The organism is Pseudomonas sp. LBUM1644 (genome assembly GCF_059716195.1).
In genome coordinates this window covers 4,476,273-4,492,887 of the sequence record NZ_CP166812.1, presented here as the reverse complement: position 1 = coordinate 4,492,887, position 16,615 = coordinate 4,476,273, and the positions used below count along the sequence as shown (strand labels likewise).

Annotated in this window: 15 protein-coding genes; all 15 read left to right on the top strand. The window is 49.9% G+C overall.

What is annotated here, in order from left to right; genetic code table 11:
• Window positions 1-74 precede the first annotated feature (74 nt).
• The 15 genes from rpsA to ACA052_RS20370 all read left to right on the top strand — a co-directional run bounded on the left by rpsA (window position 75) and on the right by ACA052_RS20370 (window position 16,435).
• Window positions 75-1,769, top strand: coding sequence for a 30S ribosomal protein S1 (gene rpsA / locus ACA052_RS20440; protein WP_497646518.1), 1,695 nt, complete (start codon window positions 75-77; stop codon window positions 1,767-1,769).
• Window positions 1,770-2,186: 417 nt separating this feature from the next.
• Window positions 2,187-2,465 carry a hypothetical protein gene (locus ACA052_RS20435; RefSeq protein ID WP_497646517.1) on the top strand — a complete coding sequence of 93 codons (279 nt, stop codon included), beginning with the start codon at window positions 2,187-2,189 and terminating at the stop codon, window positions 2,463-2,465.
• A 151-nt stretch (window positions 2,466-2,616) separates the two neighbouring features.
• Window positions 2,617-2,913 carry an integration host factor subunit beta gene (gene ihfB, locus ACA052_RS20430; RefSeq protein ID WP_003369729.1) on the top strand — a complete coding sequence of 99 codons (297 nt, stop codon included), beginning with the start codon at window positions 2,617-2,619 and terminating at the stop codon, window positions 2,911-2,913.
• A 27-nt stretch (window positions 2,914-2,940) separates the two neighbouring features.
• Window positions 2,941-3,180 (top strand): LapA family protein, encoded by a 240-nt coding sequence (locus ACA052_RS20425; RefSeq protein WP_497646516.1) that lies wholly within the window; start codon window positions 2,941-2,943, stop codon window positions 3,178-3,180.
• Between the two features lie 165 nt (window positions 3,181-3,345).
• Window positions 3,346-4,422: a dTDP-glucose 4,6-dehydratase gene (rfbB, locus tag ACA052_RS20420; protein ID WP_497646515.1), complete on the top strand. Its 1,077-nt coding sequence runs from the start codon at window positions 3,346-3,348 to the stop codon at window positions 4,420-4,422.
• Complete coding sequence (gene rfbD / locus ACA052_RS20415) at window positions 4,419-5,312, top strand: dTDP-4-dehydrorhamnose reductase (RefSeq protein WP_497646514.1); 894 nt, start codon at window positions 4,419-4,421, stop codon at window positions 5,310-5,312. The genes rfbB and rfbD overlap by 4 nt, the downstream gene beginning before the upstream one ends.
• Window positions 5,309-6,199, top strand: coding sequence for a glucose-1-phosphate thymidylyltransferase RfbA (gene rfbA / locus ACA052_RS20410; protein WP_497646513.1), 891 nt, complete (start codon window positions 5,309-5,311; stop codon window positions 6,197-6,199). The genes rfbD and rfbA overlap by 4 nt, the downstream gene beginning before the upstream one ends.
• A gap of 432 nt (window positions 6,200-6,631) precedes the next feature.
• Window positions 6,632-8,074, top strand: coding sequence for a mannose-1-phosphate guanylyltransferase/mannose-6-phosphate isomerase (locus ACA052_RS20405; RefSeq protein ID WP_497646512.1), 1,443 nt, complete (start codon window positions 6,632-6,634; stop codon window positions 8,072-8,074).
• Between the two features lie 126 nt (window positions 8,075-8,200).
• Window positions 8,201-9,562, top strand: a complete 1,362-nt coding sequence (locus tag ACA052_RS20400) for a phosphohexomutase domain-containing protein (RefSeq protein WP_497646511.1) — start codon at window positions 8,201-8,203, stop codon at window positions 9,560-9,562.
• A gap of 262 nt (window positions 9,563-9,824) precedes the next feature.
• The gene (gene gmd / locus ACA052_RS20395; RefSeq protein ID WP_497646510.1) at window positions 9,825-10,934 is read left to right on the top strand and encodes a GDP-mannose 4,6-dehydratase; all 1,110 of its coding nucleotides are present in this window, start codon (window positions 9,825-9,827) and stop codon (window positions 10,932-10,934) included.
• On the top strand, window positions 10,927-11,874 hold the full coding sequence (locus ACA052_RS20390; protein WP_497646509.1) for an NAD-dependent epimerase/dehydratase family protein: 948 nt from the start codon (window positions 10,927-10,929) through the stop codon (window positions 11,872-11,874). The genes gmd and ACA052_RS20390 overlap by 8 nt, the downstream gene beginning before the upstream one ends.
• On the top strand, window positions 11,871-13,088 hold the full coding sequence (locus tag ACA052_RS20385) for a glycosyltransferase (RefSeq protein WP_497646508.1): 1,218 nt from the start codon (window positions 11,871-11,873) through the stop codon (window positions 13,086-13,088). The genes ACA052_RS20390 and ACA052_RS20385 overlap by 4 nt, the downstream gene beginning before the upstream one ends.
• Window positions 13,085-13,912 carry an ABC transporter permease gene (locus ACA052_RS20380; protein ID WP_497646507.1) on the top strand — a complete coding sequence of 276 codons (828 nt, stop codon included), beginning with the start codon at window positions 13,085-13,087 and terminating at the stop codon, window positions 13,910-13,912. Before ACA052_RS20385 ends, ACA052_RS20380 begins: the two co-directional genes overlap by 4 nt.
• Window positions 13,913-13,914: 2 nt before the next feature.
• Window positions 13,915-14,622: an ABC transporter ATP-binding protein gene (locus ACA052_RS20375; RefSeq protein ID WP_497646506.1), complete on the top strand. Its 708-nt coding sequence runs from the start codon at window positions 13,915-13,917 to the stop codon at window positions 14,620-14,622.
• Between the two features lie 811 nt (window positions 14,623-15,433).
• Entirely contained in the window at window positions 15,434-16,435 is a 1,002-nt protein-coding gene (locus tag ACA052_RS20370; protein WP_497646505.1) for a class I SAM-dependent methyltransferase, read from the top strand.
• Window positions 16,436-16,615: the final 180 nt, after the last annotated feature.

Here is a 16,615-nt window from a genome sequence, read left to right as displayed (position 1 = left end):
TTAAATGAAACTAACCCACACCGTCTGGGGTGTGGAGATGGGCGTATTCTTCGCCCTCATCAACAGGAATTAAAATGAGCGAAAGCTTTGCGGAACTCTTTGAAGAAAGCCTAAAAACCCTGAACCTTCAGGCAGGCTCCATCATCACCGGTGTTATCGTTGATATCGATTACCAAGCTCGCTGGGTAACCGTTCACGCTGGCCTGAAGTCTGAAGCACTCATCCCGCTTGAGCAGTTCTACAACGACGCTGGCGATCTGACTATCAATGTCGGTGACGAAGTTCACGTTGCGCTGGACTCGGTTGAAGACGGCTTTGGCGAAACCAAGCTGTCCCGTGAAAAAGCCAAGCGCGCTGAGTGCTGGATTGTTCTGGAAGCTGCCTTCGCAGCCGAGGAAGTGGTCAAGGGCGTTATCAACGGTAAGGTTAAAGGCGGCTTCACTGTCGACGTTAACGGCATCCGTGCGTTCCTGCCAGGTTCCCTGGTTGACGTCCGTCCTGTGCGCGATACCACGCACCTGGAAGGCAAAGAGCTGGAATTCAAGGTCATCAAGCTCGACCAGAAACGCAACAACGTTGTCGTTTCCCGTCGCAGCGTCCTCGAAGCCGAGAACTCCGCCGAGCGTGAAGCTCTGCTGGAATCCCTGCAGGAAGGTCAACAAGTCAAAGGTATCGTCAAGAACCTCACCGATTACGGCGCATTCGTCGATCTGGGTGGCGTCGATGGCCTGCTGCACATTACCGACATGGCTTGGAAGCGTATCAAGCATCCTTCCGAAATCGTCAACGTTGGCGACGAGATCGATGTCAAGGTTCTGAAGTACGATCGCGAACGCAATCGTGTTTCCCTGGGCCTCAAGCAACTGGGCGAAGATCCATGGGTTGCTATCAAAGCCCGTTACCCAGAAAGCACCCGCGTTACCGCTCGTGTAACCAACCTGACCGACTACGGCTGCTTCGCTGAGCTGGAAGAAGGCGTTGAAGGCCTGGTACACGTTTCCGAAATGGACTGGACCAACAAGAACATCCACCCTTCGAAAGTCGTACAAGTCGGCGACGAAGTGGAAGTTATGGTTCTGGACATCGACGAAGAGCGTCGTCGTATCTCCCTCGGCATCAAACAGTGCAAATCTAACCCATGGGAAGATTTCTCTGGCCAGTTCAACAAGGGCGATAAAATCTCCGGCACCATCAAGTCGATCACCGATTTCGGTATCTTCATTGGTCTGGACGGCGGCATCGACGGTCTGGTTCACCTGTCCGACATCTCCTGGAACGAAGTGGGCGAAGAAGCCGTTCGCCGCTTCAAGAAAGGCGACGAGCTGGACACCGTTATCCTGTCGGTTGACCCAGAGCGCGAGCGCATCTCCCTGGGTATCAAGCAACTGGAAAGCGATCCGTTCTCCGAGTACGTTCAAGAGAACGACAAAGGCGCAATCGTTAAAGGCATCGTGAAAGAAGTTGACGCTAAAGGCGCCATCATCACTCTGGCCGACGATATCGAAGCGACTCTGAAAGCCTCCGAAATCAGCCGTGACCGCGTTGAAGACGCGCGCAACGTTCTGAAAGAAGGCCAGGAAGTAGAAGCCAAGATCATCAGCGTTGACCGCAAGAGCCGCGTAATCCAGCTCTCCATCAAGTCGAAAGACGATGCTGAAGAGAAAGAAGCAATCCAGAGCCTGCGCGACAAGCCAGCTTCGGATACTCCTGCTGCTGGTCCTACCACTCTGGGCGACCTGTTGCGTGCACAAATGGAAAAACAGAACTAAGTTCTGTCAGACCATAGAAAAAGGGCGACTTCGGTCGCCCTTTTTTGTGCCTGAAATTTGATGCTCCCGCCAACCACCCAAGCGCCATCACGCGCTCAATTCCGAAACCCCAAGCGAAACACCCACCCCTTGTAGCAGCTGGCGCAGCCTGCGTCCGGCTGCGCAGCAGTCGTAAATCCTGCGCACGCGGTCTTCCCGAGGTATCGCGCCGGCTGATCTCACGACTGCTGCGCAGCCGAACGCAGGCTTCGCCAGCTGCTACAAAATCGCGTTACACGTCCGAGCGCAGTGCATAGGCCATGAAACCAACGGTCCCAACTCGCTGTCCCTTTCTTTAATCGGATCAATCGCTTATTTGCAGCTAGTCTTTAGCCTCAAGCGAACGAGCCGGGCAGGGTGCCTGGCATAGGGAAGTGAATGAACAAGCTCATTGTCGCAATAGCAGTACTGACATTGGCGGGCTGTACCACCAACGCCAAGACTCATGCGGTGCGTGGGGTCAGTGGCATCGAGATCGATTGTTCGGGGTTAGGGTCCAGTTGGGAGCGGTGCCAGAAGAGGGCGGCCAAGGAATGCAAGGCCACGGGCTACAAGGTCGTGGCAAGGTCCGATGATGCCAAAGATGAGGATGAATTCCCCTTTGGTTTCAATCCGGCAGGCTTTTTCACACGCACCATGTTGGTTATCTGTCGGTGATTGTGCAGGGTGGGCCAAGTGTTCCGCTGCTCCGAAATCGGGCACCTCACGGTCGATAAAGATATGTCATGGCCCGGGCTGTTCAAATTCATCGAGGCGTGCTAAAACCTTTGAAGCGCTGATCTAGCTGCTTGAAAAAGAAGGGAAAAATATGACGAAGTCGGAGTTGATCGAACGAATTGTCACCCATCAAGGGCTGCTCTCATCCAAGGATGTGGAGCTGGCTATCAAGACCATGCTCGAACAAATGTCCCAATGTCTGGCCACCGGTGATCGCATCGAAATCCGTGGTTTTGGCAGCTTCTCACTGCACTACCGCGCGCCGCGCGTAGGTCGCAATCCGAAAACCGGTCAATCCGTCAGCCTCGACGGCAAGTTCGTGCCGCATTTCAAGCCAGGCAAAGAACTGCGTGATCGTGTGAACGAGGATGAGGAGGAAGGGCTTTGACAGTGACCGCCATTCAGGGAGTCGCTCATGCGTAATCTCAAACGCATATTCCTCGGTGTAGTGATCCTGCTGCTGGTTTTGGCTGTCCTGGCGTTTGTTCTCGAAAATCAGCAATCGGTGTCCTTGCTGTTTCTCGGCTGGGCAGGGCCACAACTTCCGGTATCTGTGATCATGGTGATTGCGCTGCTGATCGGTATGGTGATCGGGCCAATTCTGGGTTGGTTTTTGGGGCGGTCGTCCAGAGTTTCGCGCAAGCGCCTTGTTTGATCGTTTAAAGGGTGCGTTGCGCGTGGTATTCGCTCCAATGTTTATCCATATCCATTAGTAGAATCCGTATGAAGCTGTACTATGCTGCGCTTGTTGCTATGGCGGCATATTGCCGGTTCGGTTCACACTGACTCCCCGTCAGTAACTTCAAGGGTATGGCTATACGTGAAAATTCTAGTCACTGGCGGCGCAGGATTTATCGGTTCGGCAGTCATTCGCCACATCATCTCCAACACTTCTGATTCTGTGGTCAATGTCGATAAGCTGACTTACGCCGGCAACCTTGAGTCGCTGGCAGGGGTTAGCCAGAGCTCGCGTTATGTGTTCGAGCATGTCGACATCTGCGACCGTGAGCAGATCGACCGCATCCTGCGTGAACACCAACCGGATGCCATCATGCATTTGGCTGCAGAGTCTCATGTAGATCGCTCAATCACCGGTCCCTCTGAATTCATCCAGACCAACATCGTCGGCACCTACACCCTGCTGGAAGCCGCACGCCACTATTGGGCCGCGCTGGACGATTCACGCAAAGCCGTCTTCCGCTTTCACCATATTTCGACTGACGAGGTTTACGGCGACCTCGAAGGTCCTGAAGACCTGTTCACCGAAACCACACCCTATCAACCAAGTTCGCCGTATTCGGCCAGCAAGGCGAGTTCCGATCACCTGGTTCGCGCCTGGAGCCGTACCTACGGCCTGCCAACGCTCGTCACCAACTGCTCGAACAACTACGGTCCGTGCCACTTCCCTGAGAAGTTGATCCCCTTGATCATTCTCAATGCGCTGGAGGGCAAGCCGCTGCCGGTTTATGGCAAAGGCAATCAGGTCCGTGACTGGCTGTACGTCGAAGATCACGCGCGCGCTTTGTACAAAGTGGTGACTGAAGGGGTTGTCGGCGAGACCTATAACATCGGTGGCCATAACGAAAAGCAAAACATAGAAGTGGTGCATACCCTGTGTGCGTTGCTGGATGAACTGCGTCCAGAATCGGCTCATCGTCCACATGCCAGCCTGATCACCTATGTTCAGGATCGTCCTGGTCACGACCTGCGCTATGCAATCGATGCCAGCAAAATCCAGCGTGAACTGGGTTGGACTCCGGAAGAAACCTTTGAAACCGGTATCCGCAAAACCGTCGAGTGGTACCTCGAAAACACCGAGTGGGTAGCGCACGTAAAAAGCGGCAGCTATCAGAAGTGGATTGATCAGAATTACGCTTATCGCTCGAGCACAGTATGAAAATATTGCTCCTGGGAAAGAGCGGCCAAGTGGGCTGGGAGCTCCAACGCTCGCTTGCGCCCCTTGGCGAGCTGATTGCTCTGGATCGGCATCCTGCAGGCGAATTATCCGGCGATCTGACTGATCTCGACGCATTGCGCTCGACGATCCGTCGGGTCAGCCCCGATGTCATTGTCAACGCTGCGGCCTACACCGCTGTCGATAAAGCAGAATCAGAGCCCGAGCTGGCCGACCTGGTAAACGCCCGAGCGACCCAAGTCATGGCCGAAGAAGCTGCCACATTGGGCGCATGGCTCGTTCATTATTCGACTGACTACGTCTTCAGTGGTGAAGGTTCAACGCCATGGCGCGAACTGGATGCGGTTGCACCCTTGAATCACTACGGTGCGAGCAAGCTCGCGGGTGAGGGGGCGATTATCGCGTCCGGCTGCAAGCACCTGATCTTCCGCACAAGCTGGGTCTATGGTTCTCGCGGCAACAACTTTGCGAAAACCATGCTGCGTCTGGCCAAGGACCGCGAGACACTGGGTGTTGTCGCGGACCAGATCGGCGCGCCTACCGGTGCGGACTTGATCGCTGACGTGACAGCGCTAGCCATTCACAAAGTCATGCAATTCCCCGAGCTGGCGGGCTTGTATCATCTGGCCGCCAGTGGCGAAGTGTCGTGGCACGGATACGCCCAGTACGTGATTGAGTTCGCCCAGGCGCATGGCGAGCAGCTTGCCACCATCGCAATCAATCCGATCGAGACGACAGCTTATCCAACACCTGCGCGTCGTCCTTTGAATTCACGTCTGGATACACAAAAGCTAAGGGCCAATTTCTCTCTTCACCTGCCGGATTGGCAAAGTGGTGTCACTCGAATGCTTAGGGAGTTTCTGAACAAATGACCACGACAAATCGTAAGGGCATCATCCTCGCCGGCGGCTCAGGCACTCGTTTGCACCCTTTGACCCTTGGTGTGTCAAAGCAGATGCTGCCGATCTACGACAAGCCAATGATCTTTTATCCGTTGTCGGTACTGATGCTCGCGGGCATGCGCGAGATTCTGATCATCTCGACACCTGACGACTTGCCAAACTTTCGCAAGCTGCTGGGAGATGGCAGCCTGTACGGCATCAAGCTGTCCTACGCCGAACAACCCAGCCCGGATGGCCTGGCGCAGGCTTTTATTATCGGCGAAGAGTTCATCGGCGAAGATCCTTGCTGCCTGGTCCTCGGCGACAACATTTTTTACGGTCAGAGTTTCTCGGAAAACCTGCGCTCCGCCAGCAATCAACCGCACGGCGCGACAGTGTTCGGGTATCACGTGTCTGATCCGGAACGTTTCGGCGTGGTGGAATTCGATTCCGCTGGTCGTGCGCTGAGCATTGAAGAGAAACCGCAGAAACCCAAGTCGAACTATGTGGTGACCGGCCTGTATTTCTACGACAACCAGGTCGTGGAGATCGCCAAGAGCATCAAGCCGTCAGCGCGTGGTGAGCTGGAAATCACCGACGTCAACCGGGTTTATCTTGAGCAAAATGCCCTGAACGTCGAAATTCTTGGACGCGGATTCGCTTGGCTGGACACCGGTACTCACGACTCGCTCCTCGAGGCCAGTCACTTCGTGCACACCATTGAGAAGCGTCAGGGTTTGAAGGTCGCTTGCCTTGAGGAGATTGCATACAACAGCGGGTGGATAACCGCAGATGAGCTGTCGGTTCAAGCTGATCGGCTTGGGAAGACGGGGTATGGGCAGTACTTGCAGAAACTGCTGGTTGCGTCTGGTCGTTGAATTTGAGCTATGTGAGCGGAAGATTGTCATCGCTTGAAACACTTGTTTGTTTTCAAACGATTTTTGTCTCCTGCCTGCCGCATGAGTTATTAATTTCCGGCGCTACCTGTAGAATGGCCGGCAGAATTATCTGACTCGTTAAGCATTGCATTCCTAATTGATCGGATCTGCCCTCCCTTCCAAGGAAGCCGCCATATGTCGATATCAGCTCCCAAATAAAGGGGCAAGCTGGTATATCCGATAAATGACAGGGCAGATCGATCAGAGAGGCGCTAGGCACAGAGCCGATGGGTTTGGATCGAAGTCGAGCTGTCACCTTGCAATTGCTTCGAGCAAAAAAATTGCATCGATTACGATGCAGCAACGACCGGAAATATAACTGAGCCCCACTTTCTGGATGCACTTTCCAGGAGGGGGATTAAGGATTAGAGCATGGAACTGATTCCCGTAATTTTGTCTGGTGGAGTGGGCAGCCGGTTGTGGCCGGTATCTCGAGAAGCCCATCCAAAGCCTTTCATGGATCTGCCAGACGGTCAGAATCTAATCCAGAAAACCTTCCTACGTGCTTCGCGCCTGGAAAGTGTCGTGGAAGTTCTTACGGTGACAAACCGCGAACTCCTGTTCAAGACCGAAGATGAGTACGGTGCTGTCAACACAGCCAAGCATGCTCAAGGTTTTATCCTGGAGCCTTTCGGGCGCAACACGGCTGCTGCCGTTGCCGCCGCTGCGCTTCAGTTGGAAACCACGCACGGTCCCGATGCTCAAATGTTGGTGCTGGCCGCTGACCATCTAATCAAAGACGAAACAGCGTTTGCCGCGGCCGTAGCCAGTGCGATGGCGCTGGCCGCCGATGGCTGGCTGGTCACGTTCGGTATTCAGCCGACGTATCCTGAAACAGGTTTTGGTTACATCGAAGCGCAAAAAAATGCCCCTCTGAAGGGTGGCCTGAAGGTCGCGCGCTTTGTCGAGAAACCTAATCTCGAGACCGCTCAAGATTACGTCAGTGCCGGGAATTACTATTGGAACTCCGGGATGTTCTGCTTCCGGGTGGGCACTGTCCTCGAAGAACTTCGCCTGCATGCTCCAGACGTCGTCGAAGCAGTCAGCAAAACGATTGAAATCTCCCGCCTTACGTCGTCCGCCAAATACCGTTGCCTAGCGCTCGATGCCGATGCATTCGCAGAGGTACCGGATATCTCCATCGACTACGCATTGATGGAACGTTCCTCCAAGGTAGCGACCGTTCCTTGTGATATTGGCTGGAGTGACATCGGTTCCTGGAATGCAGTCAGCGAGCTGACTGAGCCTGACGAGAACGGTAACCGTTTTGAAGGCGAGGTTCTGTCACATAACTCTCGCAATAACTACGTAAATAGCGAAGGTCGACTGACCGCTCTGGTGGGTGTCGAGGATTTGTTGGTGATCGACACCCCAGACGCGGTGATGATTGCCCACAAAGACCACGCCCAAGACGTAAAACATATCGTCAATCAGCTCAAAGCCTGCAGTCACACGGTTCATTTGCTTCACCGCACTGTGCATCGCCCTTGGGGCACCTACACCACGCTTGAGAATGGCGAGCGCTTCAAAATCAAGCGTATTGTGGTGAAGCCGAAGGCTTCTCTGTCCCTGCAAATGCATCACCACAGAAGCGAGCACTGGATCGTGGTCAGCGGCATGGCAGTCGTCGTCAACGATCAGAAAGAGCTGATGTTGAACACCAACGAGTCCACATTTATTCGTGCTGGACATCAGCACCGTCTGATGAACCCGGGTGTTATCGATCTAGTGCTAATCGAAGTGCAGAGCGGTGACTATCTGGGCGAAGATGACATCGTGCGTTTTGAAGATAACTACGGTCGCGTCGATAAGTAACGACACTGAACCCGATGCGAGCCCCGCCCTTGGAGGGGGTAGCGCGCCAGCGGCATCAGGCCCTGGCGGTCCATTTTTGCCGTTGCCGCCTCAAGGCGGCTTCGGATACTTCAGTTAGTGAGTAGAATGTATCCTCCTATCGTGACGCAGTGCTTCAAAGCCTATGACATTCGTGGTCAGGTTCCGACTCAACTCAATGAAGACATCGCCTACCGCATAGGTCGTGCTCTCGTAGTCGAGTTGCGGGGGCAAACCTTTGTGGTCGGTCAGGACATGAGGCTCGAGAGCCCACCCCTGGCCATGGCGCTGATACGAGGGATTACCGAGGCCGGCGCTGATGTGATCGACATTGGGCTTTGTGGCACCGAGGAAGTCTATTTCGCGACCAGTCACTACAAGGTCGACGGCGGCGTGATGATCACTGCCAGTCACAACCCCAAAGGCTACAACGGCATGAAGCTGGTCAAGGCCGAGTCCCGCCCTATCAGCGGCGACACTGGCCTCGACGCCATCCGCCAGCGTGTCGATCAGGGTAACCTAGGCAACGTCGCGGCAGAAAAAGGTGCAGTTCGCCAAGCGTTCGCCAAAACCGCTTACATCGACCATTTGCTTACCTACGTCGACGTCAGCACCTTGAAACCCATCAAGATCCTTGCTGACCCGGGTAACGGCGCTGCCGGCCCCGTGCTGCGCGCGCTGGCTGCGAGGCTGCCACTGCAATGGGTATTTATCAACGAAGTACCCGATGGCCACTTTCCGAACGGCGTACCTAATCCACTGCTGCCGGAGAACCGCGAACTGACTCGCCAAGCGCTTCTGGACAACCAGTGCGACTTAGGTTTGGCTTGGGACGGTGACTTTGATCGCTGCTTTTTCTTCGATGCTGATGGGCGATTCATCGAGGGTTATTACCTCGTCGGCCTGCTGGCCGAGATGCTGCTGAAACAACACCCTGGCAGCAAAATCATTCATGACCCGCGTTTGACCTGGAACACCATTGACCAAGTTGAGCAGGGGGGTGGTGTGCCGGTACTTTGCAAGACAGGTCATGCCTTTATCAAGGAGCGCATGCGTCTTGAAGATGCGGTCTATGGTGGCGAGATGAGTGCCCATCACTATTTCCGCGACTTCGCTTATTGCGACAGCGGCATGATCCCCTGGTTGCTAGTCACTGCGTTGATGTCCTCAACAGGAAAGACTCTGGCGCAACTGGTGGATGAGCGTATCGAGGCATATCCGTGCTCTGGCGAAATAAACTATCATGTTGAGAATGTGGCGGAGACGCTTCAAAAAGTACTGTCCCATTATTCTGCCCTAAATCCTGATCTTGATAAAACAGACGGCATAAGTCTCGATTTTTCAGATTGGCGCTTCAATCTACGCGGTTCAAATACTGAACCATTGCTACGATTGAATGTTGAATCTCGCGGTAATTCAGAACTTATGCGTATGCGATTGGCCGAAATTGAATCGTTAATTCAAAAATGAAAATGTAAATAGTTGTGTAGTTATTTTAAGGGTTTAACGAACATTGGATGCAAGGGAGTCACCTTGATGTATGTTGAGGACGCGCCCAGTTGGTTAGCTCACTACCGCATATCTAGCTGATGTCATTTTGCAATTGTGGCGTGCAGGTTGTGATGCAGAGGAGGCGGGTCAGATTTGTTTAGACTTTTCTAAAATTTGGTTATGATAGCTATCTGCAAAATTGGGTCTGCTTTTTTTGCTTGTACCCAACATTGAACGAAAATTGATCGAGGATTATGTTTTGACAAAGAAAAAAGCGCTAATTACTGGGATTACGGGCCAAGACGGCGCCTACCTGGCAGAGTTTTTGCTTGCCAAAGGGTACGAAGTCCACGGTATTCGCCGCCGAGCCTCTATGTTCAACACTCATCGTATTGATCATCTTTATCATGATCCTCACAGTCAAGGTTTTGATCTAACGCTGCATTATGGCGACCTGACCGATTCTTCGAGTTTGATTCGAATTGTCCAACAGGTAAAACCGGATGAAATTTATAACTTAGCTGCGCAAAGTCACGTTGCAGTTTCATTTGAAGAGCCTGAATACACCGCTAACTCCGATGCGTTGGGGACGCTGCGTCTTTTGGAAGCAATTCGAATCGCAGGTCTTGAAAAGACTACTCGATTCTATCAGGCCTCAACATCTGAGCTTTATGGCTTGGTGCAAGAAATTCCGCAGAAAGAAACCACTCCATTCTATCCTCGGTCTCCCTATGCCGCAGCGAAAATGTATGCCTACTGGATCACGATAAACTACCGTGAATCTTATGGTATGTATGCTTGTAACGGAATTTTGTTTAACCACGAGTCTCCTATTCGTGGCGAAACCTTTGTTACCCGGAAAATTACGCGGGCTTTGGCTCGGATAAAACTTGGCCTGCAAGAATGTCTGTATCTCGGCAATATGGACGCATTGCGGGACTGGGGGCATGCTCGTGATTATGTAGAAATGCAATGGCTTATGCTGCAGCAAGAGTCGGCAGAAGATTTTGTTATTGCTACGGGCGAGCAGCATTCGGTGCGAGAGTTTGTAGAACTTGCCGCCGCCGAAATCGATATTAAAATTCGCTGGGAAGGCAAGGGCGTAGAAGAAAAAGGTTTCGATGTGGATAGCGGGAAATGCATCGTGTCGATCGATCCAGTGTACTTCCGACCTGCAGAAGTAGAAACGCTTCTTGGCGATCCTACAAAAGCCAAGGAAAAGCTTGGTTGGGTTCCAACAACCTCCTTCAGCGAGCTTGTTAAAGAGATGATGCAGTCGGATCTGAAAGAGGCTCAGAGAGACGAACTGGTGAAGCAGCACGGATTTAAATACTTCAATCACCATGAATAATATTTCATTGGATTCTTCCATCCTTATTACAGGCGCGGGCGGCGGACTGGGGAAAGCGTTGGTCGCCTCGCTTCAAAAAAAAGGATATAAAAATATACTGACTCCGTCGAGGCAGGTCTTAGACCTGCTTGACTCCCAGGCAGTCCTTAATTATTTTTCAGAGCACAAGCCCCAAATTGTGCTTCATCTTGCTTCTGTTGTTTTTGGTCTTCTAGGTAACCTTGAAAACCAAATGCGTTCTTTGGTGGAAAATACTCAGATCAACTCCAATCTGTTTTCTGCCATAAATGTGCATCCAGTTGAGTATGTTTTTTTTGCTGGAACAGTTGCCGCATATTCGTATCCATATGTTCAAGTTCCTCTCAAAGAAACCGATTTTTTTGGGGGGCTTCCACACGGAGGGGAATTTGGATACGCGATGTCCAAGAGGCATGCGTATGCCTATCTGCGGATTCTCTCAGAGACAAAGGGCGTTAACTTTACATACGGAGTCTTTACAAATCTGTATGGTGAAAATGACCGCTTCAACGAGAATAGTGGTCATGTAATTCCTTCACTGATCATGAAAGCTCATCGTGCTAGTCAAGCGGGTGAGCCGTTCTATGTATGGGGTGATGGTTCGGCTCAGAGAGATTTCTTGCATTTTGATGATGCTGCTGAGGCAATTGTATTATGCATGAACTCTAAAAATGCATCGTCGCTGATTAACATTTCAAGTGGTAAAGCCGCCACTATTCGTGAATTGACTGAGCTGGTTGCTGGAGAGGCAGGTATTACTGATGTCAGGTATCAATCTGATAAGCCTGTCGGTATTCAGTCTAGAGTCGTTGATAACAAACTTTTAGTTGCACTAGGGTTTGCGCAGTCAATAAGCTTGAAGAGCGGAATAGAAAACTTGTACAAATGGTATTCGGACAATGTGAAAGGAGTTCGAGTGTGAACAGCAGGAAAATGGCAATAGTTTCAAGTTATTCGGAAAGTTGTGGTAATGCCGCTTTCACGAGAATACTGCATGATAGCATTGAGCATTTCCGTGAGGATATGCAGGTTGAAGTGGTTGAGCTTGATTTGAAGTTGCTGCAATCAATCAATCGCCAGGTCAGAACCAAGGGGGATGAGCATATTGTAGAGATATGCGATCGTCTTAAAAAATACGACTTGGTAAACATCCAGATGGAAGCTGGGCTATATGGCACTTTGCCGGGAGATATTGTCGGTCGCTTTCGAAAGCTGGTATCGGCTAATCCTAATACTAGCGTAACTCTACATTCGCCACGATTGATCTCATCAGCTCAGTCTGGGTCGCGCGGTGCGATTAAGAAACTGCTACGTTTCGACATCAAGGGTGGCTTGCGCGATTTGATTGGCGATAAGTACGCGCAAGTGCACTTGAATATCAATAAAAAAATAATCGCTGCTGCAATTAAGCAAAACGCACAGTTGATCGTGCACACATCCAGATCGGAAAAACAAATAAAAGACTTTTTTTCCTATACCAATATAGTGGTTCATCCATTAAAGATGATTCCCGTGGATTATGTGAAAGATACCAGTACTTTTGAACGGATTGTGCATCAAGCAAACTTTGCTGAGGGCGATCGTCTGGTTGGTATGTTCGGTTATATTAGTGCTTACAAAGGGCACGTGGATGCGTTGAAAGCTCTCGAGCAACTGCCTGAAAATTACAAGTTGCTTATTTTTGGTCGCCAGCATCCACAGACTCTCAAGGCTAATGGTAAGACTGACGAGTACTTGGATCATTTGGTTAGTCTTGTCAAAAAAAGTAAAGTACTAAAAAATCGTGTCTTTTTTATGGGTGAACTGAACGATAAAGATTTTTTAGATGTTGTTAGCAGTGTCGATATTGCTTGGTTACCGTATTATGAAAACGGCCAGGATGGCTCCGGTATTGCGTCAATTTGCGTAGATTTGTGCCCTAAAGTGCTCTGCTCAACTTCTTTTGCTTTTGATGAGCTGTTCAAGCTTGTTACCTACAATAACGTTATGCGTTTTGATATCGGCAATATTCTTGAAATGGCACTGAAAACCGAGATGTTTTTGCGTACCGAAAGACATGATGGCCCATATTGTGATGAGTCCACTTATAGTTTGAAATCACAGGCTGAAACATATATTGGCGGGGGTGCGGTTTGAAGGTTGAACGGTCTCCTGTATTTTTAGGATCCCAGCGGAAGGCCTTCCTGGACGGTGTCAATGACATCGCCCAGGGATTACAAAGACTTGGTTTGGCGTTCTTTTTTGCATGGGGAGATACCAAGGCCAGATACCGTCGTAGCGTGCTTGGTCCATTCTGGATGGTGTTAAGTACTGCAGTAAGTGTTGCTGGCCTAGGTTTTCTTTGGAGCATGTTACTTAAAGATGACCCGATCAAGTTGGTGCCTTCGCTTACGGTAGGGTTGGTTGTTTGGCAGTTTATATCAGGCTGCATTCTTGAGGCGCCATCTATTTTTTCTAGAAATGCGCATTTCATTAGAAATATAAAGATTCCATTTTTTATTTTTCCAATGCAATTAGTTATGCGGCAACTCATAAATTTTGGACACAACGCGGTAGTGGTTATTGTTGTCGTGCTTTATTTTTCTCCGACACTACATATTAACCAGCTATTGATTATCCCTGGTCTTCTTTTGGTTGTTGGAAACTTATGCTGGATAATATTGCTGATAGCAATGCTGGGCTCAAGGTTTCGTGATTTTGAGCAAATTATCGGGGCAGTAATGCCTTTGATGTTCTTCCTGAGTCCAGTTATTTATCGTCCAAGCCAGCTTAGTTTCGGTCAGCAAATAGTATGGATGAATCCTTTTAGTTATTTTATAACTTTGATTCGAGACCCGATCTCCGGAAATGTTCCACCACTCTTTGTTTACCAAGTTTCAATTGTTGCCTTGCTGATCGGTAGCCTATTTACGGTGTATCAATTTGGAAAACAGCGTAAAAATATTTCATTTTGGGTTTAGTCATGGCGCACATAACGTTTGATAACGTAACCGTAAAGTACCCGATATATAATGGGGCAGCCAAGTCTTTAAAAAAGACACTGGTTGATGTCAGTACTGGCGGATTTTTGTCTAAAGATCCGGGCGAAGTTTTGACCATCAAAGCCTTGGATAAAGTAAGCTTCAAGTTGTCTGACGGTGATTCGATTGGATTAATCGGTCACAATGGAGCGGGAAAAACTACTCTTTTGAGAACCATGGCCGGTATTTATTCGCCAATTTCAGGTTCTGTTAGCACAGAAGGGAGAATTTCTACTATTATTGAGCTGGGCGCTGGTCTTGATTCAGAGCTCTCTGGTTATGAGAATATTTACCGACTAGGTTTATTACTCGGTATGAGTAAGTCTCACGTGCAGAATCTTATTCCCTCGATCGAAGATTTCACAGAGCTCGGAAACTTTCTAGAGGCGCCGGTGCGCACATACTCATCTGGCATGCTGATGCGCTTGATGTTTGCTGTGAGTACATCGAATCAACCCGAAATATTGTTAGTTGACGAGATGTTTGGTACTGGCGACAAAGGCTTTCAAGAAAAAGCTCAAGCTCGTATGGAAAGTATAATATCCTCGGCCAAGATTTTCGTATTTGCTTCCCACTCTGAAGATTTGATTAAAAGATTTTGTAATCGAATTTTCGAATTGAAGCATGGTTCTGTTCGTGAAATAAGTTAGTCATTAGGCACTATGTTTTTTAAGCGACCCATCAATCTCACTTTTAAATTGGTGGGATTGGTATCCTATTGTTTGCTGCCGCTGATTTCTTAGCTGTTGCATTGCACCTCTGCCCGCAACGATATTTAGTAAGGATATCCATAGCGGGTTTCGTCTTCCCAGCTTTTTCTGGAGCCGCTCCCTCATTCACGCCCCCCTAGGCAAGCGGTTGTGACCTCTGGCTCTAATGCACCAAGTATACGGCTCCGATTTGTCGTTTGATTCAGTGTGGTTTACGGGCTACTTGAGAAAAATGCTGGGGCAGCGCGAGTCTCCTACGCGCATCGTTGTTAATCTTGAAAAGGAAACGCGGTGGCTATGACAGCGCCTATTCGGGAGTAAGTCTTAGCAAACGGCTTGTTCGGTAATGCCTCAGTTGGAGCGGTTCAATGACGCGGAACGCATTTCCGTGACTTTCAACGAATCAGAGCAGGATGTTGCGCCAGCCCAACGGCGTGGCAATTTCAAACAGAGGCCCGCTGATCTCCCTCGCATCAAGGTAAGCATGGGCTGGCGTCTTCATTTGGCGGCTGCAAACATGCTATCGGCGGGCGAGCATGCCAAAATGAGACTACCGCTGGGATGTCGTGCATACCTTTCCTGTCTCCTTTACGAGACCGACATGGCTAGATTTCAAGATTTATGCAGCAAGGGAGGGCTGTCATCCATCGGCTGGTCAGCCGTGTTGCACGGATTAGCATCGAGAATTTCTATTTATTTGGTATTTCAAAGCTGATAAGTTTTCCTTTTCGGAATCATAAGAGATTGCCAAATGGATAGTAGGCAGAAACTAATCACAAAAATGCTTGATCTTTCTGGCTGTGGCCTTGAGATATCCCCTTTATTTCGCCCAATAGTGCCAAAATCGGTAAATAATGTTTTTTATACTGACTATGCGCCGGCGGAAGAGCTAAGAGCAAAGAATCGAGAAAATGTAAATCTTACTTCCGGCTCGTTTTCTGGGATCGTAGATTTAGATTTTGTATGGGCTCCCGGGTCGAAACTTTCAGAAAGCGCTCCTAAAGATATTCTGTTTGACTACGCCGTAGCGTCACATGTTATAGAGCACGTGCCCAATGTTGTTGGCTGGTTAAATGAAATTTTGAGTGTTCTAAAAATTGGTGGAGTTTTGGCTCTTGCTGTGCCAAACAAGAAATCGAGCTTTGATTACTATCGTCAAACTACAAGTGCAGCTGAAATATTTGATGCATGGATTCGAGGGGCTTCTACCCCATCACCCAAACAGATTTTTGACTGTCTTTCTTTGGCAGCCGTTGACACTGGACAGCCTGGAACCAGGTCGTTCGACTTAGATCTCCCGCTGAAAAAGGCGAACCTCACGTATTCGCTTGATGAGGCGGCATCATATGCAATCGACACCTATGCCTCTGGTAACTACCTAGATGTCCACTGCTCTGTTTTTACGCCTGAGAGTTTTGTTGACGTATTTCAGACGTTGGTTGGCTTGAAATTATTGAATGTATCGATATCTGAAGCAGTTGAAGGAGAGCCGGCTGGAGTTCCTGGGTCTTTAGTTTCTTCAGAATTTGTTGTCTTCTTAACTAAGCTCGGAGAGCCCGAGCGTAGGTCGCCTGCAAATGATTTAAAAATATCTGCTGGATCAACGTCAGCAGTTTCTCATTTACATAAAGCATTTGCTGAGGCGATCGAAGCTCAAGAGGATTTAAAACGTTATATAAAAGTTCTTGAGTCTCAGTTGCGGCTTAAGACTGTGGTAAAGCGCGTATTGCGAAGATTTATTGGTCGTGCATAGAAATGTAAAAGTAATCAGCAGAGCTCACCCAGTGTGGGATTTTTTGTGCTCCCGGCAGGGCGCACTTAGTTGGGGAGGATAAATCCCCCGCCGGCAATGGGAAGCGCTAACCAGAAGTAAGGGTATCAGTTGATTACGCCGCGAGGTGCGGAGATGACAGTGCAAAAGTCAGCAGAGGGC